This window comes from Bacillus sp. MMSF_3353 (assembly GCF_030733445.1).
Classification (GTDB): Bacteria; Bacillota; Bacilli; order Bacillales; family Bacillaceae_G; genus Bacillus_A; species Bacillus_A wiedmannii.
This window is the reverse complement of the sequence record NZ_JASHJA010000006.1, coordinates 144,523-170,976: the sequence shown is the minus strand read 5'-3', so window position 1 is coordinate 170,976 and position 26,454 is coordinate 144,523. Positions and strand designations below refer to the sequence as shown.

Here is a 26,454-nt window from a genome sequence, read left to right as displayed (position 1 = left end):
TTAGCCCCCAAATCCTCCCTTTGAACCGCTTCCAATTCCACCTTTAAATTCCGCAGACGATTGATAAGATTTAAACGCCGATGAATTTTTAAAAGTGGATTTATTTTGATAGTAACTCCCACCATAAAAATAATGCCCACGATAACCTGACCTACTATCATCACACTGCCATACCCCAAGTTCATCATCCCAATCCCAATCTGAACAACTATTATCATTCGGTTTTGGGGGAAGATCTTGTGCGCAGCCAAATAAGGTGCCAGTCATTAAAGACGTTACGACACCACCTACTAGCCATTTCGTTTTTGTCACCTTCGCACTCCCCTTTTTAAATTCTATTCCTATTATATAAGATAGCATGATAAAGTAGAAGAAAAAGGAAGAAGAGGGATAAAATGCGCTTAGAATATCGACTTAATGATGAAACGAAAAGATATCCTGCTTTATGGAGCTACGCAAATATTTCTAACTCTGAAATCATCGCACGCATGACGTGTGAATATTTTATAAAGGATAACAAGACATATGTTGTTACTGCTACTTCAGTAGATCCAGACGGAACAGCAGTTATATATATTCAAAAAGAAGAGTTTGCAAATGACCCTTCAGATCCTACATACTCTCACATCGGTTTTGAGGTTAGAGAACTAAGTGAAACGAGTTCAAGCATAATAGATCGGAAAGATGTATGGAACTATGAAGAAATTTTGCCATCTCTTCATTCAGACCTTATATATATTCAGCGCGACGGCATGCATATGGAGTTCGCTTTAGATTCAAGAGAGATTGATGAAGATAGAAAGTGCTATATTTATTATGGAAACTTCACAGGTGAATCCAGATAAAATAGATATATGTATGCAACAAAAAAACCTTACGTATAAAACGTAAGGTTTTTATATAGCCCCACATATGCCGTTCTCTCTAGATGTCCATAAACCTGCTCTCACAGGTGGATGCTCTCACAAATGTTTGTAACTTCCTTCTTAAAAAGATGGCATGTTTGCTACATTTAAATATTGAACTTCCATATTAAACTTATTGGTTTAAGACATGCATAAGCTACGTACACCGTAGGAATTTTATATAATGTTAGTTGAAATAAGACCCCCGCACGTGCCGCTCCTCGTAAATGTCCAAAAACCCGCTACTCGCAGGTGGATGCCCTCACAGTTACCGTACATCTTCCTCCACAAGGAAGGCTTGATGATGGTCGCTAAATATTGAGCTTCCGTATAACTAACATCGGTTTTAGACATAAATAAGTTACGTACACCGCAGGATGTATTATTTACTTGTCGTTATATTATCACATTGTTTCCAATGTGTAAAATACAAAGTTTTTCGAGCAATTTCTTGCTTGTGACCTTATTTTAATACAAATTATTTTTGCATGCAAGTGATTAATCTTCTTCTTTTGCAATTTGATTTTCTGGATAAGAAATCCAATCACTCCAGCTACCTGCATACAATTTAACATTTTGGAATCCAGCTAATTTCAATGCAAGGATATTTGGACAGGCTGTAACACCAGAACCACAATATACAATTGTTTCCTTATCTTTCGAAAGATTTCGGAATCGTTCTTGTTGCCCAGCTTCATTCTTAAATTGCCCTGATTGTACAATTCCATCCTTCCAAAAATAGTTTACTGCTGTCGGAATATGTCCTGCTTTTGGATCAACTAGTTCCTCTACACCAGCATAACGTTTTGGCTCTCTAGAATCAATTAACGTAACATCTGCACCTGCATGAATATTCTCTCTCACCGTTTCCATCGTTACAAGCATATGATCTTGTACATTTGCTTTGAATGTTTTTCGTATAGCAACAGGAATTTCCATTGTTATCGGTAGTCCATTCTCTTTCCAAGCTGGAAATCCACCATCTAATATATATACTTTCTCATGTCCTACATAGTTTAATAACCACCAGAGACGAGAAGCATTTGAACCCGCTTGACTGTCATATGCAATTACTGTCGTATGTTCATCAATACCAGCTTGTGAAAGCTTGTCTGCAAACTCCTCAATATTCGGCAATGGATGGCGACCACCATGTTCTGTTACAGGACTTGATAAATCTAAATTCAAATCAAAATATAATGCATGAAGAATATGTTCTTCCTCATACTTTTCTCTACCCCAATTAGGATTCGCTAAATCAAAACGACAATCGATTATACGGACATTCTCATCTTCTATATGCTCACGTAACCATTCGACTGTAACTATCATCTTTAACGACCTTCTTTCTCTTGCAAACGACTTACATACTCCATAACCATTTCTTCTGTAACATATTTACGCTCTAGTGTAACACCATTTTTTGCAAGATCATTAATTTGCTTTGTTACAACATTAATGACATCAACCGAAAATTCTTTCCCATTTGACGCAAGAGATACGGCTGCTTCAATAGCTGCTTCACGCTGCGCATCTAATTGTAAACATGCTTTTACACTTTCATTTTGTTTACGAGAATGTGCTGTAATTGCTTTATGTACTTCCATCTTCTCTTCCCCCTAAATAAGTTATACGTTCTCATTCAATTCCATTGCAAGCCGAATCATATCACGGCATACAATCCCATTTTCAATAATCTCTTCTTCATAATGCTTCGAAAAGTAATCAAAATCAATAGAAAAAATACGAAATCCACATTTTTGATATAAAGCAAGTTGTGAAACACTAGAATTGCCCGTACCAACTTCAAGTTTTGACATACCATATCCTTTAGCAGTTTCTACGGCATGACTTAATAGCTGCTTTCCAATCCCTTTTCCTTGCAAATGCTCTACAACCGCAATATTCATAATTTCCATCGTCTTCGGCCTTGTTTCCAAAAGAACATATACACCGACAACTCTCTCCTCTTGCTTAGCTACATATGTTTTCCCTCTTTGTACATATGTATCAATTTGCCCCTCACTTGGATCAGCAAGCAATAATAAAGGTTTCGGTATAGCTTCTTTCGAAATATACTCTATTACTACACACATAAAAAACTCCCCTTTCTCTATTGTTCTAAACCCTCCTTGTCTACCATAAATAATAGAAAGGAGGGATTCACCATGGACAACAATGAGAAAAAGTGCAACGTCATCTCTATTGATGGAAAGAAGAAGAAAAGCGACACGTATTCCTACCCAAAATTAGTAGTAGAAAACAAAACATATGAATTTTCTTCATTCGTCTTATGCGGTGAAACACCAGACGGCAGACGCCTCGTTCTTACTCATATGATTTCTACCGATGAATTTGCTGGGTTTGTCAAATCTTTAGATACAGTATTGCAAAAGAAAATTGAACGAATCTTTTTCTCATAACGACTATATCACATAAATTTCTTTTTCAATCTCTACTAACTGCTTTTGCAATTGTTCTTTACTTTGTTCATATAGTGATACATCAATTGTTTCAGCCAATGCAAATAATACACTTTCATAATAATTCATCACATCTTGCTGCATCACTTTTTGGAATAAGTTCCATTTCAAATCCCACTCTTGCTTATAATGATGAACAAATATATCTTTTTCATCAGCTACATAGTTTGATACGAAAGGCTCTAATACAACTTTAGCCTCTTCTTGCATGAAAGCTTTATCATTTTTTTCAAAAAAGCTTTTTTCATTTTTAAAATGCGCCAGTGCTTTTTTGAAATCTTTTATTTCAACTGAAGGGAACGGTTCTTTATGTGCAATATCTTTATATTCATAATCCACTGTTCCACTCATAGAAATTGATTCATTTTCTACTTTACAGTTCACCACAATTTCATTCTTTGCACGCTTCATCGCTTCATCTATCCATTTCTCAAGGCGTAATGATGTCGCACGCATTTCTTGTAGTAAATCATGCTGAATAAATGCCACTAATTCCATAACGCACTGTTGCAACTGCACTTTCACATTCCCATCCGTTCGCAGCGATGCTGGATTAATAAATTCAGTAAACACATCGTTATAGCGTAGGAATAGACGCTGTTGCACGTAATAAAGCAATTCTTTCACTTCATTTTGCATCGCCTGCTCTTCAGCAAGCACACTATATGATGAAATAATATGAAGTAGCTGATCACGCTCTGCTTCATATTTTTTCGTTTGCTTCTCTTTCTCTTCATTCCCCTGCTTTGCACCGTTTATCATATTTACTAAAAGCTGATCTGCTCCTTGCAATGTACCATATAAAGCGTGAACAGATACGAGCATTAAATCTCTCATCATAAAGGATGTAAATGATTCCTCGAACTTAGCAATCCCAGAGTTTTGTAAAATACCGTACTTCTCTTTTTCAATATTCTTTCCTTGCTTCTCTTCAAGTGCACATAAACTTGAAATTGCAAATAAACGCGGATTTCTAATACCGTATTGCAGTAGCTGGTCTGCGATATAACCTTTTACCATTTCAAGTTCTTCTTCAGACTCTGCTAAATCGGCCGCATTAATTAAGAAGAACATTTTATCAAGTGCAAAAGTATCCTTTACACGACCAAGCTGGATTAAGAATTCACGGTCAGCACGAGAGAACACATGATTATAATACGTTACAAATAAAATAGCATCTGCGTTTTTAATATACTGGAACGCAACGTCCGTATGGCGGGCGTTAATAGAATCCGCTCCAGGTGTGTCTACAAGCGCTACTCCTTGCCTTGTTAAAGCACAATCATAATAAAGCTCCATGTACTCAACAAAACATGATTTTTCTTCATTCGCTACATAATCAGAAAACTCTTCTAATGTAACTTGTACTTGCTCCCCTAAATGAGCAGAAACCGTATCATACCCTTTTTGTACCGCTCTTAAAAAGCTAAATGTTGTTTTTTGCTTCCCAGTTGGTGAAGGATATTTCATAACTTTATCAATTTGTGCTAACGCTGCATCTAACGTAGTAATCTCATAATGAAACAACTTATAAACAGCTTTCATATCTTCTAATAGAGCTTGCTTTGATTTGAATTGAACCATTACTGTTCCGTGTGGTTTTTCCTCTGTAACCGGCAAAATTTGATTAATCGTTGCCGTCGTCGGATTTGGTGATACAGGAAGTACATTCCCACCAAGCAATGCATTGGCAAATGATGATTTCCCAGCACTAAAAGCTCCGAATAACGCTACTGTAAATTGTTTCGTTTCCACACGACGCCTTTTTTCTATTACCTCTTGCTGTACATGTTTCAGCGCTGGCAATGGCTCTAATATCGTTTCAGCTTTCTTCACTTTCTCTAATATACGCTGAATATTTAAAGCTGCTGTTCCTTTTATCTCTTCCTCACAAGCCATTACGTTATCGTTTACGCTTTCCTGCTCTTGTAGTGTGAATTTCTCACTAACAATTTGTATTTTACTTTGCAATATCTCCTCTATTCGCAAGCCTTCTGGTGTAGCAACACGCTCGTGCCAAACATTTTGCAAATAACTTTCATATGTCTCTAAATTGTTACTGTATTGCAATTGCGTTTCTTTTGCCGTTTGCAACATCATATATTTTTCAATCTCTTCTTCAATGCGTGCAACTGCTTCCTTCACCTTTTGCTTTAAAACGACTGCACTTTTATCAAAAATTTGCTGCGCTTTTGTAAAATAACGTTTCTTCAGTTCATTCGCTACATCCGCTGTATAAAGAAGTAAGTAATCACCTGTGAAACCTGCACCTTGTTTAATGACTTCAGCTAACATTTCTGGTCCAAAAGCAATTTCTAAAGCATATATGTCTTTCCCAATTTCCTCTGTGAACAATCCTTCTTCTTTTAAGAAGGCAACAATAAATTCTTTCACATGAAAATCAAGTTGCGTTTCAACAGTCTTTTGCAAAGCAGAATAAAAAGCATCTAAACGTCTCTGTTTTTCTTGCTCCGTCTTTCCTTTCGCAAACAACAAACCGACCTTAAATTTAGTTAATTTCGTTTCTAAATACGCATTTGCCAATTCTCTCATTTCAAATGGCATTAAATACGCGTTATCTAATATAGCTTGTAAGCCTTTTATAAATTCGTTTCTCACATGAGATTCTTTACTAGCCTCGCGTTGTTTAGTTTCCGTTAGCTCTTCTTTCTTTTCAACTATCTCTGAAATAGAAAGCGGCGATGCTAGCTCTTCCTCATATTTCAAAAGAGCTTTTTCATTTTCTGAAAGAATAAATGAAAAATGTTCCCCCATTAAATATTCTGTTTCTCGCTCCATTCCATCTCTTACATACTGCACTTTTTCTTTCATAATAGAAGTAATTAATGTTTCTAAGCTCCCAATTTCATTATGTGTATGGTTCATCATTCGTAATGAAGTATAATACACTCCATCTACTTCAATATCCCAGTTAGAGAACGATTGTTTTACACTATCTTTATAATCCTCAAACGATAATTCATTTTCTTTATGTTTATCTATTTGATTTACAACGAGATAAACCGTTTTATTACGTTGTTTCAATTCTTTAACAAATTGCAAATTCACTTCCGATTGGACGTGATTATAATCCATCATATAAAAAATCACGTCTGCTAGATGCAGCGTTGATTCTGTCGCTAATTGATGGGCATCATCTGTTGAATCAATCCCTGGTGTATCAACTAACATAACACCCTCAGGAATTGGCGCATCATTCCGATAAATATGAACACCAATTACCTCATCACCGTCTTTACAAATTTGTTTTAATTCTTCAGCTGAATATGCACCATCATATTCGTACTGTTCTCCAGATTTAACTGTTACAACAACACGATCCATTCCTTTTTCAATTTTGACAACGTTAGCGCTTGTCGGAATTGGACTTGTTGGTAACAACTGCGCTTTATATAGATGATTCATCATCGTTGATTTCCCTGCAGAGAAGTGACCGCAGAACGCTATCATAAGCTGTTCTTGTTTATATTTTTGAATCACCTCAAACAACTTTACACTATTCTCTGCATCGCCGTGTTTTTGCCACTCTTCATAAAAACAAACAAGTTTTTTCATACCGTTTGTCTGTACTATGTTTGTCATCCCCTTGTTCCCCTTTATCCAAGATGTATATACTTTTTCCCGCTATTTGCGAGCTCATAATCCTCAGGAGATACATCCCCTCATCGATTACAGTTTCACTTTACTATCATACTAAATTTTCAGCATATTCTCATTAAAAATAAAAAATCCCTTTCATTCTTTTTACAAATGAAAGGGATTTTATGTCATATCACTCATTTTGCTGTTCCTACTCCATTTAAAACATACTTTGCAATAACTGCATATACAGTGACTGTACCTGCTACTAATGCATATACCATACTCATGCACCAACCTTTTTTTGATAATGATTATCACTTTTAAATACATTTTATCATTAAAGAGAATCATTATCAATACTTTTCATAAAGAAAGCCCCTTATAGAAAGGAGCTTTACTGCCTGTTTTGAAGAAGGTTAAAACTTGTTGTGCACTCTTATTATATCTCATAATACATATCTTAACAGTTTTAAAAATTGGAAATTACCTATATACCCTCCTCTTTACATTTTGTATAATAAAAGGGAATTACTTAACAAGGAGGAAAATAATGACACAAAATATTTCACAAGGCGAGAGGATACATTCCATAGATATTATTAGAGGAATAGCTGTACTAGGTATTTTTCTTGTTAACTGGCCAATTATCGCCGGGGTTGACTCACGTGATATTACAGGAATTTACGAAGGGATAGACAGCTATATTCGCCTATTTTACGATATGTTTATTCAAACGAAATTTTATACAATTTTTTCGTTTTTATTCGGATTAGGTTTTTATATTTTTATGAATCGTGCTGAGGCGAAAACCGATCGTCCAAAAACTTTGTTTGTTCGCCGCTTACTTATTTTATTATTATTTGGTTTCTTACACTACGTTCTTTTATGGGACGGGGACATTTTACATACTTATGCAATTACCGGATTTTTCTTATTTTTATTTTACAAGAGAAAGCCACGTACTATTTTAATATGGTCAATTGTACTATTAAGTTTCATGCAATTGTTCACATTAGTAGGTTCTCTTCTCATGTTATTAGTGCCGGTAGATGAACTAGGCCTTTCCATAGCCATTATGCCGTTAGAAAACTGGGGCTTACAAATTACAGACAGATTCCATTCTTTCTATTCTAAAGCAATAAGTAACAGTCTTATTATGCTTCCTGAAACACTAGGATTGTTTTTACTAGGATTATATGCCGGTAAAAAAGACATTTTCCGCCGTGCTAAAGAATTAGATCTAAAACTTAAAAAATGGCAAATCATTATGTTCATTTTAACATTACCGATGTGGTTTATTATGGTTTACTTCTTTATGAACAATCAACCATACACACCATTTTCACTTATGGGTATTACGATGATAAGCGGAAAGACATTGTTCATCTTCTACATTGTCACGTTAATGCGTTTATTACAAAAAGAAAGATGGCAAACATTATTACGTCCGTTCCAGTATGTTGGTCGAATGGCGTTAACAAACTACATTTCACATACAATTGTTACATTACTTGTATTCGGACTATTGTTCAAAAATGATTATCTTGCTCCATTATGGGTAGGTCCTCTATTTTGCATTAGTTTCTATACGTTACAAATCTTTATTAGCCGCTGGTGGCTGTCACGTTATCAATACGGGCCACTTGAGTACATTTGGCGTCTTGGTACGTATGGGAAAATGATGCCACTTAAAAAGAAAAGCAAGGTCTCATAATGAGACCTTGCTTTTTTACGCTTCTCTTACTGCACTTTGCATAGACACTGGCTCTTCTTTTACTTTCACTTTACGCTGCGGCACCATATTAAATACGATATTTAAAAGTACTGCTGACGCACTTCCAAGTACAATTCCGTTATCTGTTAAAATACGAATGTTTTCAGGAAGTTGTGAGAATAATGTCGGAACAACTGTAACCCCAAGCCCAATTCCGACAGAACATGCAACGATTAATAAGTTTTCTTGTTTACCAAAATCAACGCTACTTAACATTTTAATACCATATGCCATTACCATACCAAACATCGCTAACATTGCACCGCCAAGTACTGATTTCGGGATAATAGTTGTAATAGCTGCGATTTTTGGAATAAACCCAAGAACGATTAACATACCACCACAAGCATAAATAATAACGCGATTTCTTACTCCAGTTAATTGAACAAGTCCTACGTTTTGAGAGTATGTTGTATATGGGAACGCGTTAAAAATACCACCTAACACCATCGCTAATCCTTCTGCGCGATAACCTTTTGTTAATTCTTTTTCACCAATCTTTTTATTGCAAATATCAGATAATGCAAAGTAAACACCTGTTGCTTCTACAATCCCTACGCAAGCAACTAAAATCATCGTAATAATTGGCGTTAATTCAAATGTTGGTGTACCGAAGTAAAACGGCTGAATACCATGGAACCAATCCGCTTCTCCAACCGCTTGCAAACTTACTTTCCCCATAAATGCTGCGACAATTGTACCGAACAATAGACCAAGTAAAATAGAGATTGAACGAATAAATCCATCAAAGAAACGATACATAATGATGATAAATAGTAATACACCAAATGCTAACGCTAAATTTTCAAGACTACCAAAATCCTTACTTCCTACTCCTCCAGCCATATCATTAATTGCTGCTGGAACAAGTGTAACTCCAATTACGGTAACGACAGATCCTGTTACAACAGGTGGAAACAGTTTTACAAGCTTTCCAAATAATTTCGCAAAAATAACAACGAATAACCCGGCAGCAATAATCGCTCCATAAATAGAAGACACACCGTATTGTTTCCCGATTGCAATCATCGGCCCAACCGCTGTAAATGTGCAACCAAGTACAACGGGAAGTCCAATACCGAAAAAGCGATTTGATAATGCTTGTAAAATCGTCGCAACGCCGCACATTAATAAATCAATCGAGACTAAATATGTTAACTCTTTTTGATTTAAACCAAGTCCGCCGCCCACAATAAGCGGAACGATAATTGCGCCAGCATACATCGCCAGCATATGCTGCATACCAAGCGATGCGATTTTAAATGGATGTTGCTTCATCGTTTATTTCACCTCCGCAGTTTCTTGCTGTACAAATGTAACTGTGCCGTTATCAAGTGATGCAATTTCTGCTAGTGACTCAACACGAACTCCTTGTTCACGAAGCTTCTTTCCTCCATCTTGAAATGCTTTTTCAATAACAATACCAATTCCTGCAATACTTGCTCCTGCTTGCTCTACTAAACTCATTAAACCTAAAGCAGCCTGACCATTTGCTAAAAAGTCATCGATAATTAAAACACGATCATTTTCATCGATATGATTTCGAGATAATGAAATTTCATTCGTTTCTTGTTTCGTAAATGAATATACGTTTGCAACGTACATATTATCTTGTAACGTTAACGATTTACGTTTTCTTGCAAAGATTACTTTTACACCAAGCTCTAATGCAGCCATAACTGCTGGTGCAATGCCTGAAGATTCAATCGTCACGATTTTTGTAATGTTCTCTTCTTTAAAACGTTTAGCAAATTCTTTTCCGATCTCTTGCATAAGTACTGGGTCAATTTGATGATTTAAAAATGCATCTACCTTTAATACGTCACCAGATAAAACCTTTCCTTCGTTCAAAATCTTTTCTTGTAATACTTTCATGTTTGTTCCCCCTCTTATGCAATAAAAAACTCCAAAAGCCGCCACCACTCGTTACAAGTGAGAGACGCGCTTTTGGAGTTTCGCAAAAAAGAATGCTAAACAAGCAAATATATTCGTCCTCACTCATAGTCAAAGTATTTACGGTACTTCGGTAGAAACTTGCAGGCCATATCCCCGCGATTATATGAGTGTAGCTAACTATTTATTTTATAGAAGGATTATAACGCACTTTTTATACTTTGAAAAGCATTTCTTAATAAAACACGTACAAATTTTATAAAAACATCATTTTTGTTCGAGTTTTGTAAACTCTTACATATTATTTCAAAGTGTCGTTAAAATAATCGGCCCATCTTTTGTAATCGCAATTGTATGCTCATATTGCGCTGATAATTTCCCGTCCATCGTTCTTGCAGCCCATCCATTTAAATCTACTTTTGAATATCGCATACCTACATTGACAATAGGCTCAATTGTAATTACCATTCCTTCTTGTAGTTCAGGCCCTTGTCCTTGTTTCCCAAAATGAAAAATTGCTGGTTCTTCATGAATCTCTTTACCAATCCCGTGCCCCGTAAAGTCTCTTGCAACCGAAAAACCTTCAGTAGCTACATAACTTTCAATTGCATAGCCAATGTCTCCTACATGATTACCGATTACCGCCTGACCAATCCCTTTATATAAAGCATTCTCAGCTACTAACAATAACTTTTCTGCTTCATCAGAAACATTTCCAATTCTATACGTCCAAGCAGAATCTGAAAGACCACCATTTAAGTTTACTACCATGTCAATTGTTACAATATCTCCCTCAGTTAAAGGAACATCGGCGGGAAACCCATGGCACATTTCAGCATTTACAGATGCACATATCGCATATGGATACCCGTTGTAACCTTTCTGCTGAGATGTTGCACCATGCTTTTCTAAATAAGCTTCAACAAACGTATCAATTTCTTTTGTCGTAATACCTGGTTTCATCATTTTGGCAATTTCTCTATGACATGAAGCAAGTAATTTCCCAGATTCATGCATCAAATCTATTTCATTTTTCGTTTTAATTGTAATCATTCTACCTCTCCTTGCTAAACCTGCTATTTGCTACTAAAGTTCAATCATACACATCCTCTGTCAAAATTTCAAAACTCTCAATTACAACAAGTACAAAAATATGTATCCTATACTTCTAAATCAAAATAAAGAAACAGAAGATCCCCTCTGTTTCTTAATCATTTTTACATATATAATTCATTTTCAAAAACTCAAAACAACTACCATTTGTTTTCTGTATAAACGTTCCAACAGCTTCAAATCCTGCTCTTTTATACACTTTAATCGCTCTCTCATTACATGTCGCTACTGATAGTGTTATATAATTGCAACCATATTTTTCTTTACTAAAAGCTAGTCCAGCGTTTACGAACTGTAAACCAAATCCATTTCCAGTTATATCAGGTCTCATTCCAAGACCTATATCAACCGTTCCATCATTTATTTTACAAACAGTAAAAAAACCAATGAGAGTGCCATTTTCCTTCACAGAAAATGTATGATTTCCTCTACTCTCATCATGTAAAAACTCAGCTAAATCTTCTTCATCTGCACCTATATCGTAAAAGGAATACCTCCCTTCATAATGCCAGTTATATGCAATTTCTTCTGCTTCTTCTTGCGTCATTACTGTATATGTATAAGCCATTCTTCTATCCCCCTTGAAAAAAAGAGCTGCAATTAAGCAGCTCTTTTTTATAACTCATAGATTTCTTTATACTTCGCTTCTAAATAATCTGCTAAGTAGTTTGCATTTAATCCTTCACCTGTCACATCTTCTAAAATTTCAAGTGGCTTTTTCGTTTTACCGTATTGGTGAATATTTTCTGTTAACCATTCACGAATTGGTGTTACGTTTCCTTCTTCTAATAATGCATCAAAGTTCGGAATGTCTTTTAACATTCTTTGCTTAAATTGCGCTGCATACATATAACCAAGCGCATAAGATGGGAAGTATCCAAATGAACCACCAGCCCAGTGAACATCTTGCAATACACCTTGTGCATCGCTTTCCGGACGAATTCCTAAATATGCTTCCATCTTATCATTCCAAGCCACTGGCAAATCCTTCACTTGTAATGTACCATCAAATAATTCTTTCTCAAGTTCATAACGAACCATGACGTGAAGCGGATATGTAAGCTCATCTGCTTCTATACGAATGAACGATGGCTTCGATTCGTTAATCGCATCATAAAACTCATCTACTGATATATCATTGAATTGACCATCGCTATACTCTTTTAATAAATCATAATTTTTCTTCCAGAATGATTTATTACGACCGATAAAGTTCTCAAAGAATAATGATTGTGACTCATGAATACCCATAGAAGTTCCACTACATAGCGGTGTACCTTCGAATTTCTCTGCAATATTTTGTTCATATACAGCATGGCCACATTCATGAATTGTTCCAAACACTGCCATACGGAAATCTTTTTCATCATAACGTGTTGTAATACGAACGTCCCCTCTATTTAATGTAATCTCAAATGGATGTACCGTTTCATCAAGACGACCTGCTTTAAAGTCATAATTCAATTGCTTTAATAACTCTAATGTAAAGTTCTTTTGTTTTTCTTTTGAAAAATGTTCTGATAAAGCACTTGTCTTTAATCTCTTTTGTGACTCCGATATTTCTTTTACGAGCGGAACGATACGCTCACGAAGTTGACCAAATACGTGATCTAACACTTCTACTGTAATACCTGGCTCATACATATCTAACAATGTATTATATTTATATGTTTCGTAACCCCAATATGTAATGAATTTCTTTTTAAATTCAACTATTTGTTCTAAATACGGACGGAACATTTCGAAATCAGATTTTTCCCGAGCTTCTTCCCACACACTTTCCGCTTTCGCTTCTAATTTCACATACGCCTCGTATTCCGCTTGTGGAATTTTCTTATTTCTATCATATTCTTTACGACACTCTTCAACCATTTTCTTCGTCGTTTCAGAAAGTTTATCTTCACTTATTAAAGCTTCAAGCTCTGTTAAATAATTTCCCATCTCATCTGAAGTCGACATAACAAACACTTCTGATGAAAGCATACCAATTACTTCTGAACGCTGGTCTACACCTTTTTTAGGCGCACCTGTTCTTAAGTCCCAAAACATTAAGCTTAATGCTTCACCGTAATTTTGTATCTTCTTCACATATGTTAAAAATTGTTTTTCTACTTCATATGTAGCTACTGTCATCGTATAAAACCTCCCTTTTCTACCTCAAACTTAATTCGACATGGAAACCTAAATTCCTTTTATAATAGAAAAAAAGCTTGGCAAGCGCCAAGCTTTCTCCTTATAATTCTTTACCTTCTACTGGTAGTACGTTTTTCACCGCTTCTATCACTTTCTCATCTTCTGTATCAGATAAGAAGATTGATATAGCCCCTTTATCGTCGCTCGTACGAATTAAACGTCCAATCCCTTGACGAAGACGTAAAATCATATACGGTACATCTACATCCCAGAATGGATTATTTACATGTTTACGCTTCGCTTCAAACACAGGATCGTTTGGAGGGAATGGTAATGACCAAATAATAACATGCGATAATGATGAACCAGGAATATCTAAACCTTCCCATAAATGAACAGCACAAAGTACAGTCTCTTCTTCATTTTGGAAACGAGAAACGAGCTGACTAATTTCTTGATCCCCTTCATATAGGAACGGAACGGACATTTGTTCTTTACTTACATATTCTTTAAACGCTGCAAGTTCTTGTGTTGTACGGAATAATACAAGTGTACGTCCATTTGTTTTCTGTATATTTTCAAGTGTATATTGACACTTTCTTTCCCATTCGTTCTCTTTCGTATGCGATAGTAAGTTTACTGCCATTTGCTCCTCATAATCAAACGGTGAGGCAACTGAGAATGATAAGTAATCTCTTACCCCTAGGCTATTTGCTGTAAATGAGAATGAATCGTTGTTAGATAATGTAGCAGAAGAGAAAATATACGGGATTTTCTTCGAGAATACTTTCTCTTGTAATACTTCTTCAACTGCACGTGGCATAATCACTAACGTGAAGGCTCCATCACCTTCTTCACCCCATGTAATTACATTTTTCTCGTGCATGAACAGACGAAGTGAATGTTCTAATACATCTAAATGTTCATCAACGATATTTAAATCATACGTGTTTACTGTATGCATTTCACTTTCAAATACTAATGCATCACCGACTTCACCAATTTTCGCATAAAGTCTATTCGCTTCAGCTGTTACTTTTTCTGTCACAGTAATTTCTAAACGATCAGAACCGGCGATTTCCTTTTTATTTTCTTGTAACACATCAAAGAATCGCTCTGTTTGCCAAATTGTTTCTTCTACTAAATGTGCAAACTCTTCACGAATATCGTTTTGCAACAATCTTGTTAAAAGTTGCTCCATCATCGTTTGCTTTAAACGATATGTTAAAGCTTTTTGAGCTGCATATTCTACAAGATGTCCTTCATCGAATACAACGCAGCTACTTTCAGGTAATAACGGAATTTGCCCTTCACGCTTACGAGCATCGTACGTCCAAATATGATCCATGTAGAAATCTTGAGAACAAATAATTAAATCTGCCGCTTTACGATAATGTTCACGAGAAAGAGTTTGACCACAACGATGACGAGAATCACAAGTGAAGCAATCTTGGAAGTAATCCCAATTTACTTTTGACCATTCCTCATCATTTAAAAGTGGAAATTCTTTTCTGTCGCCGTAGTGAGTAAAGTTTTGCATCGTACCATGATCGAATACAAACTGTGGTAATTCGTAGTATACATCTTCAATTACTTCTGGAGCTCGTCCACTCATAACATCTTCAAGTTTACGTAAACATAAATAATTATCCATTGATTTCGCAAGTCTAACATCAACAGATAGTCCTAATGCTTCAGATAACTTAGCAATGTCTCCTTCTTCTTTCACAAGCTGCTCAATTAACGTTTCATCAGCACAAGCGATAATAGCTGGTTTTCCAGTATAACGCGCATAGCAAATTGCATATAGAAGATATACAATTGTTTTCCCTGTTCCTACACCCGCTTCTGCGAACATTACTTTCTTTTCTTGGAAAGCACGCTCTAATTGAAACGCCATAAAAATTTGTTCATCACGCTCTTCAAAGCCTTTTTCTGGAAGGATATCGTAAAACACATCTCCAATCCATTCATTCAACTTATCATAAAAATTATCTTGTTTTCCTACTTCAAATGGTAATCTCTTCTCAGTAAACATCCTTAGCCTCCAACCAAAAAGTTTTTCTATAAAAAGATATAGCAACTGCTACTCATATGTGTGCAGCCACTTTCCCCTGTTGCCATACATAGAAATACACGAAAAAAAATTTTCCTTTCGAAAAAGGAAAATTTTTTTCTATATTAATGACTTTAAATACCGTTTATCAATCGCTGTTTCGTGTGAAAGAGCTGACAAATATTCTTCTTGTGCTTTTTGTATTTCCTCTACAATCGCACCTTGGCTATCCACTTCTTTCCCGATCTCATCATACGTACGATGAATAGCTTTTTGAATCATAGATAATTGGAAACTATCCATATCACGTCCTCCTTTACGCATTACATAATAGCCAGTATATGCGCGCTGGAGGAGTTTTATACTATGAATTACGCGGTGGACGTTTTCCGAAGTATTGGTAGTAATCTGTACGGATAAATCCATTAAACAGTTTACGTTTCTTCGATGCATCTTTTCCATAACACTTTTCAAATGCTTCGTAGCTGGTTAATACATACGCTGACCATGTATCTAATGGGCGGAATACTTGTCCCATTTCTTTGTACAATTGTTCAACGAGTGCTTTTTCACTTAAACGTTCTCCGTATGGAGGATTCGTTACAACATAGCCATAATCCTCTTTTGTCGTGAAATCTTTTACTTGCATTTGTTTAAATGTAATTAAATCACTTAAGCCCACTTCTTCTGCATTATCTTGAGCAACTCGGATCATACGATGATCAATATCTGATCCAATGATTTGTAGTGGTTGATTATAATTCGCTAAATCTTCAGCTTCTTGACGAGCTTCACGCCAGTTTTGTTTACCAACCCAGCCCCACTCATCTGATGCAAAACCACGGTTAAATCCTGGTGCAATATTTTGTCCAATTAATGCTGCTTCAATCGGAATTGTACCTGATCCACAGAAAGGATCCACGAAAGGACGATCCGGCTTCCAGTTTGTTAACTTAATTAAAGACGCAGCCAATGTTTCTTTTAATGGGGCTTCCCCTTGATCCATACGGTATCCACGTTTATGAAGTCCAACACCACTTGCATCAATTGTTAATGTTGCAATATCCTTGAGCATTGCGATCTCAATACGGAATAACGGACCATCTTCTTCAAACCAAGTTGTACGTTTATATGTTGTTTTTAATTTTTCAACGACAGCTTTTTTAACGATACGTTGGCAATCTGAAACACTGAACAACTCAGATTTTAACGATTTACCAATTACAGGAAATTCCCCATTCTCTGGAATATAATCTCCCCAGTTTAATGCTTTCGTCTTTTCAAACAGCTCATCAAATGTTGTCGCTTTGAATTCGCCAACTTTAATTTTCACACGGTCCGCAGTACGTAACCATAAGTTCGTGCGACAAATCGCCTTTTCATCTGCTTCAAATGTTACTTTGCTGTTTTCCACTTGGCATTCATAACCAAGATCACGAACTTCTCGGGCAACTAACGCTTCAATACCCATTGCCGCTGTTGCAATTAAAGTAACTTTTCCCATTTGCATTCACCTCTTATGTATAGTTAAACAATAATTAATAGCAATTTGTCCTATTAATCATTACATTTTACGAAGAATTTTCTCATTAACCATTTTAACTCATAATTTATAACTTCATACAAATAAAAAGCCCTCCTCTAACAAAGGAGAGCTGAGTTATTTCATAGTTGGTTCATAACGTTCTGTAAGCCATGTTCTGTTCCTTTGTACTGCAAACGGCCCACGCCTCGTACTCCGGTGGCAATCATCTATCTACAGGTTATACAACCTGTCCTTTCCCATCGTTCATTTCCTTGGAAAAGATTCCCCTACCATTATTTGGGTTTCTCGCTCGTGGGGTTTACCTCGTTCCACTCCTATCATTTCTTCAAGGACTTCGTCACTGTGGCACTTTAAAGGTAGTCAAACCATATCCGAAAGGACTTAGGTTTTTTCCCTGCCGTTAAACCAGCCTTACAGCCAGAATACCCTAGCTTATGAATTGGCTAGGCACGAACACTACAGCCATCTCAGGCCGTGCGAGCATGGACTTTCCTCTACAACGTTGGCGTTGCAGCGATTACCCAAACGTTATGACATCCATTAGTATAGTGGAAACAAAAAGATTTTGCAATGTTTTTTTCTATGTAAAATGCTTTAACCTTTTTACCACTAGAAATTATTCGTATAACTTACTTCCAAATACAGCTTTTTCTAAATTAGATAGACGTTTTAAAATGTCCGTATTCGTGTTGTTATATACAGGTTGTGTAACTGGTGTTTGTACAACTGGTTGTTGTGGCACTTGCGTTGCTACTAATTTTTGTTCCTCTAATTCACGCTTTAAACGAGCATTTTGTTGCTTTAATTGATCAAACTCCTTGTGGAAAGCTTCATAGTCTTTAATGATCATATCAAGAAACTTGTCTACTTCTTCTTGTTGATAGCCTCTCATGCCTGTTTTAAATTCTTTTTCTAAAATATCTTTCGCCGTTAATTTAATTTTATCCGAAATCATTTTCTTCACCTCAAATTTTTGCCAAAACTTTCATTACCTAAATTTTTTCAGAAACAATGCCTTTTGTCAATCATATATACGAGTACTATATTACATATTACTCAGCATTATTCCACTGTTCCTCTTCTATTATATCTTGTAAATCAGAAAAAAGAATAAAATAACTATGATAATTTTCTATTTCTCCTTTTTTCTTTGCTGCTTCTACAATATATTTGGGACTCCCTGGTTTTTCTTCATCATATACAGCTAAAAGTGCATCACTTTTTTCAATAAAAAATTGATTTTTTAATTTAAATTGTTCCGGGCTTTCGTACTTCCGTTTCGTAATACTATCAATATGGTCTGCTTGAGAGAGAATACATTCGTAATATTCACGGTTATCTTCCTTCCAGCTTTCTTCTTGTTCTAAAAACGGAGTAAATACCGCTAATTTTAGATCTGGATATTCTACTTGAATTTCAAAAACAACTTCAGCAGCCCATAATTCGACTCCTAACTGCCCACTTATTATCACCCATTCCAAACCTTCTTCTACAAAAGTAGTTAATTTTCGATGCAATGCTTTTTTTATACATTCCACCCCTGGATGATCATTTTTAAATATACCAAGTTCAAATGGCTTATATCCCGTTACAGCAATAACTTTCATATCAACACTCCAATTACAAAAAAAAGAACTAGCATTTCGCTAGTTCTAACATATCATTTACTTTTTAAATATTCCACCAACGTTTGGTCCAATATTCGGACCTACTGGTGATACATTATTCGGTAAGAATGGTGATACATTTGGTCCTGGACCAAATGGAGATATTTGATGTCCAAAATGTCCATGATGTCCAAAATGTCCATGATGTCCATGACCACATGGTCCACATCCGCCGCCGAATCCTGGATCAACTGGGTCTACCACATTTACATTCGAGTTTGTTTGTGGGAAGAAGTTTTGGTTTTTAATTTGTTGATGGTGTACATGTGTTGTATGCGTTGGGAAAATGTGTGGCACCACCGTTGTTGAAAAAGAGTGTGTTACGCATTGTTTCGTCGGATGAATGACAGGAGCAGTTGTACAAATAGGTCCTACAGGCTTATGCCCTCCAAAACAAGGATGACAATGATGCATAGTTTTTTCTCTCCTCTCTCGTTAAAAAAATCTGACTACACTTTACAATATGAGAAAAGAGAGAAAGCCGTTTGTTATATATACCCATTTATTACAAGGAAATTTGTCTAGCCTTCTGCTTTATACGTAATGCTTTTTATAGACAACCCCCAAAATTACTTACCAAAAAAACCTCCAACTTGCTTTACAATACCTGTCACTTGGTTCATCGCATTCATCATTTGTCCAGCTGTATTCATCATTTTATTTACATCATAGTTACCATCTGAGTTTTTAAATTGGGAAACAAAACTAGAAAATTGACTCGGTTGCTGTTGTTGTTTTTGTTTATTCTGCGTCGGGTACGGTTGTTTTGGTGGATAAAACATCGCTTGTTGATTTCCATAGGGAGATGGTGGTGGCATATAGTATTGTGAATTCATATAAGGTTGCTGTTGTTGATCCATATAAGGCTGCTGTTGTTGTGGTTGATTCGTATAGGGTTGTTGCTGTTGCTCCATATAGGGCTGCTGTTGTTGATTCGTATAGGGTTGCTGCTGTTGCTCCATATAGGGCTGCTGCTGTTGATTCGTATGTGGTTGCTGCTGTTGTTGTGGTTGATTCATAAACGATACTTCAAATGGCTGGTAATAATTTTGATTTCCATAATTAGGTTCGAAAGGATACATATTATACCGTAAATATGTATCCGTATTATATTGGTACATATTTTGCTGTGCATATGGATAAGATTGCTGATATACGTTAGATTGTTGAAACATGCATTCTCTCCTCCTTCACATAAGTTTCTACATATATAATATGTACTTGTAAAATAATTTGTGTGACGGAGTATCTGTCTATTTTTGTCGGAAGTTTAAATTTTTAAAAAATTAAAAAAGAAAACCCTTCCATGCTATGATAGTGAAGAAGAAGATTCTCATGGGGGAGGAATCAACATGGTATTAGGGGATTTAAAACAAGCGTTTTCTCAAAAAAAGGGGTATTACACAGAGAATGTAAATGAATTGTTAGACTTTGCGAGACATTGGTATCTCGAAGGGAAAATATGCATTTCAGATTACCGAACATTAATAAAAGAATTAGAAATAAACGGTGCAACAAAACCTACAACAATGACAGAAGCATAAAAAAAAACAAGAGGGTTTCCCCTCTTGTTACTTACATTGCTCAATTATATTTTGCAAAGTATACGAAATGGCTTGATGTGTTTCAAAGAATCGCTTACCTTTACCTTTATTTACAAAACATTGCAACACATTTGTCTGTAAATTATCGTACACTTGATCAATTTGCTGTACATGTATATACTTCGGTTTTTCTTCCTTAATCCATTTATAAGCTAATTCTTTCCACACTTTTAATTCCTCATCTACCATATCTACAAATGGTTTCATATCCTTATAAAAATCGTACTCAATCATTTCTCTTTTTTTCACATTCGCTTCATTATTATACTGCATGAGTTTTTCTGAAGATTGTATCAATGCTTCATACTTCATTTTATTCCCACCTTATTATGCACTCACTACGACGTTTTGAAATGCCTTCACCCAATTCCCTTTTTCTTCGTGATGCACTAATTTATTTTCCATATGCTCAATATGCATTTCTGTTATTTCTATCTTATTGCATATTTTTTCACCCGTATCCTTCAATGCATGATTCATTCTAATCCCTATATTCATTTCCAGCAAATCGAGAGAACTTAACATTTGATCCATTGTTTTCATTACATCTTCCTTCTGAACCATCGCCATATACAAAACGCCCCCTTCTTTGCTTTTCCTTTGTCATGTAATTTCGCCGAATGACTCCTCACTCCTGCTCACATGACAAAACTAGTTGTTATTCGTCAAAGAAATCATTTTGTATGTCATTTATAGAAATGGTAACAATACAAAAAGGAGGTGTATGAAAATGACAAAGAACAAAAACGACAAAAAGAAAAAACAAAACAAACAAAATAAACCCGAGACTGGCAACCCTAAGTTAGATGGTCCAAACTTCCCTGCTACATAAAGTGAAACTTTAATCAGCAGGGGTTTTGTTCATCCCCACTGATTATTAGCCTTCTCAATCGGGCTTTTACGGGCAGTTGATCCACACCTAAATTCTTTGCTTTCACTGAATTTTGAGACGTGGGTCTTACTGCCCGGCAAGTAGCGGGATAAAGTGAAACTTTAGCACTTTTACAAAAAGCTAATTTCTGAAGCATCCTTAATCTCCTATATTCATTACGTTTTGAGATTAAATTGTTAGCATACACGGCAGGATTACTTCACATTAAGAAGTCCCGTCTTCATTTATGAAGACGGGACTTCTTTTTTATTATATCACGAACTCATCCATCCTTTTAACAAAACGATTTACGATAGAAGCAACATAGATTTGCTCCCTCTTTCTTTTATACCATTCTGTTATATCAACTTCACCCTTATACTCTTCCAGTAGAAACAACTCATTTATTTCCATATCTCTACAAAACCAATCTCTCATACTTATTTCCTTATGTGCAACGACAGGATAAACCTCTCTAAGGGCTGGCGTACAAGATTTTCTAGCTTCTCTTACATAATATTCATAATCTGCTCTTGATCCTGTGTGTATAGTTTGCAATGCAAACCTATGGAATAAACTTTTATAATTCGGATGAAACAGTAACTCCGCTAATTTCTGCCCTAGTTCTATACGCTTTTGTAACGTTTCAAATTGATAAACTGAAAAACCATACATCCTCCCTTCAACAGTCGGAAAAATAACAGCACTAATATGAAGCATTTCTTGCAATTTAAAAAGTGCAGTATGGAATACATGTTTTTTAAAATATGCATTCTCAATAACTGGTTTTTGAATTTTATTTTGCTCATTTATAATAAGCGCTGTCATGAGCCTATTTATATCTTTTTTTTCCCAAAAATAAATCCATTCTTTTTCCATAAAAATTGATACGTTAAAATATTGTAACAAATAGAATAGTGGTACCTGCCTCCTCTTACTTTCTTCGTATAACAATAGCTGAGGAAATGCATCTAAAAAAATAATCCAATTCGCTTCTTCATAAGTCAGAAACAAATGTTTTTTTACTGTTTGAGGTAAAACAGTAGCATAATATCTCCCTTTTAAATCAGTCATATTCCATCCAGCATTTCTCGAGACCATACTTGCTAAAAAGGCCCACCTAATTTCACTGTTCCTTACATAATATTCTTGATAAGACTGTGTTCGAGAAATATTGTCCATATTAGCCATTTCTATTTTCCTCTTAATGTTATAAACGATTGTTTTTTCTTCGTCTGTACAAACCATATTTTTACGATATTGTTTAATTTTCTCATAATCATTCCATGTAAACATAAATAAGTCATCATGCCTTTCTTCAAAAAGGTCACATCTTTTTTCATTTTTTGTTATAATCACCTTTGTAAGTAATTCTTAGCAAGTTGGGAGTGGACACACTATGACCATTCGTTACCCAAACGGAAAACGGTACAATCAAGCTTCACAACCTCATAAAACACCAATTAAAAAACATACTTATAGTAATAGAGGTATGTCCCTTGAAGAGGAATTGAATGAAACAAATGAATATTACTTAACCCATAATATTGCATGTGTACATAAAAAACCTACACCTCTTCAAATTGTAAAAGTAGATTACCCCGCTCGAAGTGCTGCAGTGGTAAAAGAAGCGTATTTTAAACAACCTTCTACAACAGATTACAACGGTGTATACAAAGGGAAATACATCGATTTTGAAGCGAAAGAAACAAAAAATAAAACCAGCTTTCCACTTCAAAACTTCCACCTTCATCAAATTGAACATATGAAGCAAGTAATCGTTCATGATGGAATTGCATTTGTTATTATTAAATTTACACTTTTTGATGAACTTTATTTACTAGATGCAAAACATATTATTGCATTTTGGAATCGTCAAAATACTGGTGGACGGAAATCGATTACGAAAGAAGAAATAGAAGAGCATGGATCTTTATTATCATGCGGTTATCACCCTCGGATTGATTATATCCGTGTACTAGACACGGTTTATTTTTCGTGATAGAGTCATCACTAAGGCTCTTTTTTCGACTTTTGGGGAGAGAATGAAAGGTAGGAGAAAGTATAATGTCAGATAATTATCGTTCTCGTACAGAACGAAATCATGTAAAAAATCAAAATCAAAAGCAAGAAACAAATAAAGAAAAAAAACCAAAGAAAAAAGGCTCCTTTTTTAAAAAATTCCTTATAGGTTGTCTACTTCTTGGTATCGTTGGTCTTATAGCTAGCGTTTCCGCTTTCTTTGTTATGGTGAAGGACGCTCCAAAATTAGACAAATCAAAACTTGTCAATCCTTTATCAACAAAGTTTCTTGATAAGAATGGGAACTTTTTCTATGAATACGGTGCTGAAAAACGAACCCACGTTACGTATGATCAAATTCCAAAGGTAGTTGAAAGTGCATTCCTTGCAACTGAGGATTCACGTTTCTATGATCATAATGGAATTGATTTTAAACGAACTACAAAAGCAGTTATGGAAAATGTCACTGGAGGGTTCGGATCTCAAGGTGGTAGCACGATTACACAACAAGTAGTCAAAAACTATTTTCTAACGATGGACAAAACTGCGAAGAGAAAAGTACAAGAATGGTACCTATCTTACAAATTAGAGCAACAATACTCTAAACATGAGATCTTAGAAATGTACTTAAATAAGATTAACTTAGGTAACCGTTCGTACGGTATTGCAACAGCAGCCAAAAAATATTATAACAAAGATTTAAAAGACTTACAGTTACATGAAGCTGCAATGCTTGCAGGTTTACCACAAGGTCCTAATATTTATGATCCAACAAAAAAAGACAACGTTGAACGAGCTACACAACGTCGTAACGTCGTATTATCATTAATGAATCGACATGGTTATATAACAAAAGATGAAATGAATAACGCAATGAAAATCTCTGTAACTGAGGGTCTTCAACCGTCTTCAGAAATAACTGAGATGAAGTATCAAGCATTTTTAGATGCTGTTGTAAAAGAAGTTGAAAAAGAATATCCCGATGTAAATATCGGTTCAGATGGTTTAACAATTCATACAACAATTGATCAAGATGCTCAAGATTACGCTGAAAAAATTATGGATGGCAACCTTATTAAGTATCCGAACGATCAATTCCAAGGATCATTCGTATTTATGGATACACAATCTGGCGAAGTTCGAGCAATTGGAGCTGGGCGTAAAGAAAGTAAGTCTACTTTCAAAGGTCATAATATGGCAACTGATTTAAAACGCCAAGTCGGTTCAACGATGAAACCAATTTTCGACTACGGTCCAGCATTTGAGAATTTACAATGGTCTACATACCATCAATTAAACGACTCAGAGTATACGTATTCCAATGGTAAGAAAATACGAAATGCAACAAAAAGTTACAAAGGTGACGTTTCACTACGTGAAGCTTTGAAAAAATCATTAAACATCCCAGCTTTAAAGACAGCTCAAGCGGTTGGTCTTCCTAAGTCACAAGCGTTTGCTGAAGGCTTAGGTATGACATTTAAAGACGGCAAAACATATGAATCAACAGCAATTGGTAGTAACGATAGTTCTCCATTAGAATTAGCAGGTGCATATGCAACCTTTGGTAATGATGGTAACTATAATAAACCGCACTTCGTAAAAGAAGTCATCTTCCCAGACGGTAAAAAGAAAAGTTTTAAACCGAAAGAACAACGTGCAATGCAAGACTACACAGCTTACATGGTTACTGACGTTCTTCGTGACGTAGTAAAACCTGGTTCTGGTGGTACAGGTCCAACAGCATACGTTTCTGGTTTTGACGTAGCTGGTAAAACAGGGACACAAAACTTTGATGAAGACGTTCTTAAAAAATATGGTATTCCAGCTGATGCAAACAGAGATAGCTGGTTCGCTGGATATACACCACAATATACAATGGCTGTTTGGACTGGTTACGAAAAGGATGGTCCAGAAAATTACATTGGTGATCGCTCTACTAGAATTGCACAACAAATGTTCCAAGTAATGATGAGCAAATTTGCTACAGATAAATCTCGCTTTGAACGTCCTTCTTCTGTACAAGAAATAAACGGAGAATTATACGTAAAAGGTGCGAAAAAAGATGCAATTAAACAAATTAAAGTAGATGCACCTAGTGGTCTTAATGTTACTTTCGATGGGGCTAGCACCGTTACACTAAACTGGTCTGGACCAGCAGAAGTTGATGCGTATGCAGCAAGCTATAAAGCAACTGACGGTTCAAGTGGTAGTTTATCAATAAATGGTACGACAGCTTCTCTTGGTGGTATTAAACCAGGCGTTACTTACAGCTTCTCTGTGGTAGCGAAAAAAGGTACTGGAACAAGCCCTGCAGTTGGTGCATCCTTCACTGCACCTGGCGGAACTCCAGACCCTAAGAAAGCTGAAGAAGAGGCTAAGAAGAAGGCTGACGAAGAAGCTAAGAAAAAAGCTGATGAGGAAGTACAGAAAAAAGCTAATGAAGATAAACAAAAACTAGAAGAAGCTCAGAAAAAAGCTGCTGAAGAGCAGCGTAAACAACAAGAGCAACAGCAACAACAAGAACAACAACGTAAACAACAAGAAGAAGCTCAGAAAAAGGCTGCTGAAGAAGAAGCCGCTAGAAAGAAAGCCGATGAAGAAGCTGCTAGAAAGAAAGCTGAAGAAGAGGCTGCTAGAAAGAAAGCTGAAGAAGAGGCTGCTAGAAAAAAAGCTGAAGAAGAACAACACAAGCAACAAGAACAACAACAAAATACCGGAGGAGATACACCTCACGCAGACGGAAATGCTGTTATAACAGAGTCTTAATACAAAAAGAAGTCCTTT

Annotated in this window: 27 protein-coding genes, 3 other RNA genes and 1 riboswitch; of the genes, 7 read left to right on the top strand and 23 right to left on the bottom strand. The window is 35.8% G+C overall.

Annotated features, from left to right (window positions below; translation table 11 throughout):
* A complete protein-coding gene (locus tag RBB48_RS16345; protein ID WP_000169026.1) occupies positions 1-312 on the bottom strand; it encodes a hypothetical protein in 312 nt (103 codons plus the stop codon).
* Between the two features lie 83 nt (positions 313-395).
* Here RBB48_RS16345 and RBB48_RS16340 point away from each other — a divergent pair, with 83 nt between their 5' ends.
* Positions 396-845: a hypothetical protein gene (locus RBB48_RS16340; RefSeq protein ID WP_088062736.1), complete on the top strand. Its 450-nt coding sequence runs from the start codon at positions 396-398 to the stop codon at positions 843-845.
* Between the two features lie 54 nt (positions 846-899).
* On the opposite strand, the gene ssrS (RBB48_RS16335) is transcribed toward RBB48_RS16340, so the two are convergent.
* From ssrS (RBB48_RS16335) to RBB48_RS16315, 5 genes are all read right to left on the bottom strand, one after another.
* A non-coding RNA gene (gene ssrS / locus RBB48_RS16335) (6S RNA) lies at positions 900-1,083 on the bottom strand.
* Positions 1,084-1,104: 21 nt separating this feature from the next.
* Positions 1,105-1,287: non-coding RNA, 6S RNA (ssrS, locus tag RBB48_RS16330), on the bottom strand.
* Between the two features lie 116 nt (positions 1,288-1,403).
* The gene (locus tag RBB48_RS16325) at positions 1,404-2,237 is read right to left on the bottom strand and encodes a sulfurtransferase (protein WP_306007854.1); all 834 of its coding nucleotides are present in this window, start codon (positions 2,235-2,237) and stop codon (positions 1,404-1,406) included.
* Between the two features lie 2 nt (positions 2,238-2,239).
* Positions 2,240-2,512 (bottom strand): YpbS family protein, encoded by a 273-nt coding sequence (locus tag RBB48_RS16320; protein WP_000451816.1) that lies wholly within the window; start codon positions 2,510-2,512, stop codon positions 2,240-2,242.
* Positions 2,513-2,533: 21 nt separating this feature from the next.
* Positions 2,534-3,001, bottom strand: a complete 468-nt coding sequence (locus tag RBB48_RS16315; protein ID WP_087985571.1) for a GNAT family N-acetyltransferase — start codon at positions 2,999-3,001, stop codon at positions 2,534-2,536.
* A gap of 72 nt (positions 3,002-3,073) precedes the next feature.
* Between RBB48_RS16315 and RBB48_RS16310 the strand changes: the two genes are divergently transcribed.
* Complete coding sequence (locus RBB48_RS16310; protein ID WP_000369740.1) at positions 3,074-3,328, top strand: DUF3931 domain-containing protein; 255 nt, start codon at positions 3,074-3,076, stop codon at positions 3,326-3,328.
* A 3-nt stretch (positions 3,329-3,331) separates the two neighbouring features.
* Here the strand turns inward: RBB48_RS16310 and RBB48_RS16305 are convergent, their stop codons facing one another.
* Entirely contained in the window at positions 3,332-6,991 is a 3,660-nt protein-coding gene (locus tag RBB48_RS16305; protein ID WP_215559019.1) for a dynamin family protein, read from the bottom strand.
* Between the two features lie 550 nt (positions 6,992-7,541).
* Between RBB48_RS16305 and RBB48_RS16300 the strand changes: the two genes are divergently transcribed.
* Positions 7,542-8,705, top strand: a complete 1,164-nt coding sequence (locus RBB48_RS16300) for a DUF418 domain-containing protein (protein ID WP_306007853.1) — start codon at positions 7,542-7,544, stop codon at positions 8,703-8,705.
* 15 nt (positions 8,706-8,720) lie between these two features.
* Here the strand turns inward: RBB48_RS16300 and pbuX are convergent, their stop codons facing one another.
* From pbuX to RBB48_RS16235, 13 genes are all read right to left on the bottom strand, one after another.
* Positions 8,721-10,043 (bottom strand): xanthine permease PbuX, encoded by a 1,323-nt coding sequence (pbuX, locus tag RBB48_RS16295; protein WP_306007852.1) that lies wholly within the window; start codon positions 10,041-10,043, stop codon positions 8,721-8,723.
* Positions 10,044-10,046: 3 nt separating this feature from the next.
* Positions 10,047-10,640, bottom strand: coding sequence for a xanthine phosphoribosyltransferase (locus RBB48_RS16290; protein ID WP_000866483.1), 594 nt, complete (start codon positions 10,638-10,640; stop codon positions 10,047-10,049).
* A 106-nt stretch (positions 10,641-10,746) separates the two neighbouring features.
* Positions 10,747-10,848: riboswitch (purine riboswitch) on the bottom strand.
* Positions 10,849-10,964: 116 nt separating this feature from the next.
* The gene (locus tag RBB48_RS16285; RefSeq protein WP_088062732.1) at positions 10,965-11,711 is read right to left on the bottom strand and encodes a type I methionyl aminopeptidase; all 747 of its coding nucleotides are present in this window, start codon (positions 11,709-11,711) and stop codon (positions 10,965-10,967) included.
* A 154-nt stretch (positions 11,712-11,865) separates the two neighbouring features.
* Positions 11,866-12,339 (bottom strand): GNAT family N-acetyltransferase, encoded by a 474-nt coding sequence (locus tag RBB48_RS16280; protein ID WP_087985567.1) that lies wholly within the window; start codon positions 12,337-12,339, stop codon positions 11,866-11,868.
* Positions 12,340-12,386: 47 nt separating this feature from the next.
* A complete protein-coding gene (gene ypwA, locus RBB48_RS16275) occupies positions 12,387-13,904 on the bottom strand; it encodes a carboxypeptidase (RefSeq protein ID WP_088062731.1) in 1,518 nt (505 codons plus the stop codon).
* 100 nt (positions 13,905-14,004) lie between these two features.
* Complete coding sequence (locus RBB48_RS16270) at positions 14,005-15,942, bottom strand: ATP-dependent DNA helicase (RefSeq protein WP_306007851.1); 1,938 nt, start codon at positions 15,940-15,942, stop codon at positions 14,005-14,007.
* 138 nt (positions 15,943-16,080) lie between these two features.
* Positions 16,081-16,263: a DUF3921 family protein gene (locus RBB48_RS16265; RefSeq protein WP_000376888.1), complete on the bottom strand. Its 183-nt coding sequence runs from the start codon at positions 16,261-16,263 to the stop codon at positions 16,081-16,083.
* Between the two features lie 61 nt (positions 16,264-16,324).
* Positions 16,325-17,464, bottom strand: a complete 1,140-nt coding sequence (locus RBB48_RS16260) for a THUMP domain-containing class I SAM-dependent RNA methyltransferase (RefSeq protein ID WP_000521230.1) — start codon at positions 17,462-17,464, stop codon at positions 16,325-16,327.
* Between the two features lie 180 nt (positions 17,465-17,644).
* Positions 17,645-18,035: RNase P RNA component class B (gene rnpB / locus RBB48_RS16255), an RNA gene on the bottom strand.
* Between the two features lie 87 nt (positions 18,036-18,122).
* Positions 18,123-18,461 (bottom strand): cell division regulator GpsB, encoded by a 339-nt coding sequence (gene gpsB, locus RBB48_RS16250; protein WP_306007850.1) that lies wholly within the window; start codon positions 18,459-18,461, stop codon positions 18,123-18,125.
* 97 nt (positions 18,462-18,558) lie between these two features.
* Positions 18,559-19,113: an SLOG family protein gene (locus RBB48_RS16245; RefSeq protein ID WP_000862919.1), complete on the bottom strand. Its 555-nt coding sequence runs from the start codon at positions 19,111-19,113 to the stop codon at positions 18,559-18,561.
* A gap of 57 nt (positions 19,114-19,170) precedes the next feature.
* Positions 19,171-19,587 (bottom strand): CotD family spore coat protein, encoded by a 417-nt coding sequence (locus tag RBB48_RS16240; protein ID WP_088608764.1) that lies wholly within the window; start codon positions 19,585-19,587, stop codon positions 19,171-19,173.
* 155 nt (positions 19,588-19,742) lie between these two features.
* The gene (locus RBB48_RS16235) at positions 19,743-20,348 is read right to left on the bottom strand and encodes a YppG family protein (protein ID WP_088062718.1); all 606 of its coding nucleotides are present in this window, start codon (positions 20,346-20,348) and stop codon (positions 19,743-19,745) included.
* 177 nt (positions 20,349-20,525) lie between these two features.
* On the opposite strand from RBB48_RS16235, the gene RBB48_RS16230 reads away from it, so the two are divergent.
* Complete coding sequence (locus tag RBB48_RS16230) at positions 20,526-20,717, top strand: YppF family protein (protein ID WP_000242661.1); 192 nt, start codon at positions 20,526-20,528, stop codon at positions 20,715-20,717.
* A gap of 27 nt (positions 20,718-20,744) precedes the next feature.
* On the opposite strand, the gene RBB48_RS16225 is transcribed toward RBB48_RS16230, so the two are convergent.
* Positions 20,745-21,089, bottom strand: a complete 345-nt coding sequence (locus RBB48_RS16225) for a YppE family protein (RefSeq protein WP_000872967.1) — start codon at positions 21,087-21,089, stop codon at positions 20,745-20,747.
* A gap of 15 nt (positions 21,090-21,104) precedes the next feature.
* On the bottom strand, positions 21,105-21,347 hold the full coding sequence (locus RBB48_RS16220) for a hypothetical protein (RefSeq protein ID WP_001252041.1): 243 nt from the start codon (positions 21,345-21,347) through the stop codon (positions 21,105-21,107).
* An 85-nt stretch (positions 21,348-21,432) separates the two neighbouring features.
* On the opposite strand from RBB48_RS16220, the gene RBB48_RS16215 reads away from it, so the two are divergent.
* Positions 21,433-21,609, top strand: coding sequence for a phage portal protein (locus RBB48_RS16215; protein WP_087985562.1), 177 nt, complete (start codon positions 21,433-21,435; stop codon positions 21,607-21,609).
* A 309-nt stretch (positions 21,610-21,918) separates the two neighbouring features.
* On the opposite strand, the gene RBB48_RS16210 is transcribed toward RBB48_RS16215, so the two are convergent.
* Positions 21,919-22,944, bottom strand: a complete 1,026-nt coding sequence (locus tag RBB48_RS16210; protein WP_087985630.1) for a DUF2515 domain-containing protein — start codon at positions 22,942-22,944, stop codon at positions 21,919-21,921.
* A 103-nt stretch (positions 22,945-23,047) separates the two neighbouring features.
* Here RBB48_RS16210 and recU point away from each other — a divergent pair, with 103 nt between their 5' ends.
* Positions 23,048-23,650, top strand: coding sequence for a Holliday junction resolvase RecU (recU, locus tag RBB48_RS16205; protein ID WP_046958934.1), 603 nt, complete (start codon positions 23,048-23,050; stop codon positions 23,648-23,650).
* A gap of 65 nt (positions 23,651-23,715) precedes the next feature.
* Positions 23,716-26,436 carry a PBP1A family penicillin-binding protein gene (locus RBB48_RS16200; RefSeq protein ID WP_088062717.1) on the top strand — a complete coding sequence of 907 codons (2,721 nt, stop codon included), beginning with the start codon at positions 23,716-23,718 and terminating at the stop codon, positions 26,434-26,436.
* The last annotated feature ends 18 nt before the right edge of the window (positions 26,437-26,454 follow it).

Excerpts from the sequence above, each read along its gene's own strand:
- RBB48_RS16270 (WP_306007851.1), bottom strand. The coding sequence starts at position 15,942 with ATGTTTACTGAGAAGAGATTACCATTTGAAGTAGGAAAACAAGATAAT.
- RBB48_RS16230 (WP_000242661.1), top strand. The coding sequence starts at position 20,526 with ATGGTATTAGGGGATTTAAAACAAGCGTTTTCTCAAAAAAAGGGGTAT.
- RBB48_RS16325 (WP_306007854.1), bottom strand. The coding sequence starts at position 2,237 with ATGATAGTTACAGTCGAATGGTTACGTGAGCATATAGAAGATGAGAAT.
- RBB48_RS16315 (WP_087985571.1), bottom strand. The coding sequence starts at position 3,001 with ATGTGTGTAGTAATAGAGTATATTTCGAAAGAAGCTATACCGAAACCT.
- RBB48_RS16225 (WP_000872967.1), bottom strand. The coding sequence starts at position 21,089 with ATGAAGTATGAAGCATTGATACAATCTTCAGAAAAACTCATGCAGTAT.
- RBB48_RS16280 (WP_087985567.1), bottom strand. The coding sequence starts at position 12,339 with ATGGCTTATACATATACAGTAATGACGCAAGAAGAAGCAGAAGAAATT.
- RBB48_RS16310 (WP_000369740.1), top strand. The coding sequence starts at position 3,074 with ATGGACAACAATGAGAAAAAGTGCAACGTCATCTCTATTGATGGAAAG.
- RBB48_RS16285 (WP_088062732.1), bottom strand. The coding sequence starts at position 11,711 with ATGATTACAATTAAAACGAAAAATGAAATAGATTTGATGCATGAATCT.
- RBB48_RS16235 (WP_088062718.1), bottom strand. The coding sequence starts at position 20,348 with ATGTTTCAACAATCTAACGTATATCAGCAATCTTATCCATATGCACAG.
- RBB48_RS16220 (WP_001252041.1), bottom strand. The coding sequence starts at position 21,347 with ATGGCGATGGTTCAGAAGGAAGATGTAATGAAAACAATGGATCAAATG.
- RBB48_RS16300 (WP_306007853.1), top strand. The coding sequence starts at position 7,542 with ATGACACAAAATATTTCACAAGGCGAGAGGATACATTCCATAGATATT.
- RBB48_RS16340 (WP_088062736.1), top strand. The coding sequence starts at position 396 with ATGCGCTTAGAATATCGACTTAATGATGAAACGAAAAGATATCCTGCT.
- gpsB (WP_306007850.1), bottom strand. The coding sequence starts at position 18,461 with ATGATTTCGGATAAAATTAAATTAACGGCGAAAGATATTTTAGAAAAA.
- pbuX (WP_306007852.1), bottom strand. The coding sequence starts at position 10,043 with ATGAAGCAACATCCATTTAAAATCGCATCGCTTGGTATGCAGCATATG.
- RBB48_RS16240 (WP_088608764.1), bottom strand. The coding sequence starts at position 19,587 with ATGCATCATTGTCATCCTTGTTTTGGAGGGCATAAGCCTGTAGGACCT.
- RBB48_RS16265 (WP_000376888.1), bottom strand. The coding sequence starts at position 16,263 with ATGGATAGTTTCCAATTATCTATGATTCAAAAAGCTATTCATCGTACG.
- RBB48_RS16200 (WP_088062717.1), top strand. The coding sequence starts at position 23,716 with ATGTCAGATAATTATCGTTCTCGTACAGAACGAAATCATGTAAAAAAT.
- recU (WP_046958934.1), top strand. The coding sequence starts at position 23,048 with ATGACCATTCGTTACCCAAACGGAAAACGGTACAATCAAGCTTCACAA.
- RBB48_RS16210 (WP_087985630.1), bottom strand. The coding sequence starts at position 22,944 with ATGTTTACATGGAATGATTATGAGAAAATTAAACAATATCGTAAAAAT.
- RBB48_RS16305 (WP_215559019.1), bottom strand. The coding sequence starts at position 6,991 with ATGACAAACATAGTACAGACAAACGGTATGAAAAAACTTGTTTGTTTT.
- RBB48_RS16290 (WP_000866483.1), bottom strand. The coding sequence starts at position 10,640 with ATGAAAGTATTACAAGAAAAGATTTTGAACGAAGGAAAGGTTTTATCT.
- RBB48_RS16320 (WP_000451816.1), bottom strand. The coding sequence starts at position 2,512 with ATGGAAGTACATAAAGCAATTACAGCACATTCTCGTAAACAAAATGAA.
- ypwA (WP_088062731.1), bottom strand. The coding sequence starts at position 13,904 with ATGACAGTAGCTACATATGAAGTAGAAAAACAATTTTTAACATATGTG.
- RBB48_RS16260 (WP_000521230.1), bottom strand. The coding sequence starts at position 17,464 with ATGGGAAAAGTTACTTTAATTGCAACAGCGGCAATGGGTATTGAAGCG.
- RBB48_RS16245 (WP_000862919.1), bottom strand. The coding sequence starts at position 19,113 with ATGAAAGTTATTGCTGTAACGGGATATAAGCCATTTGAACTTGGTATA.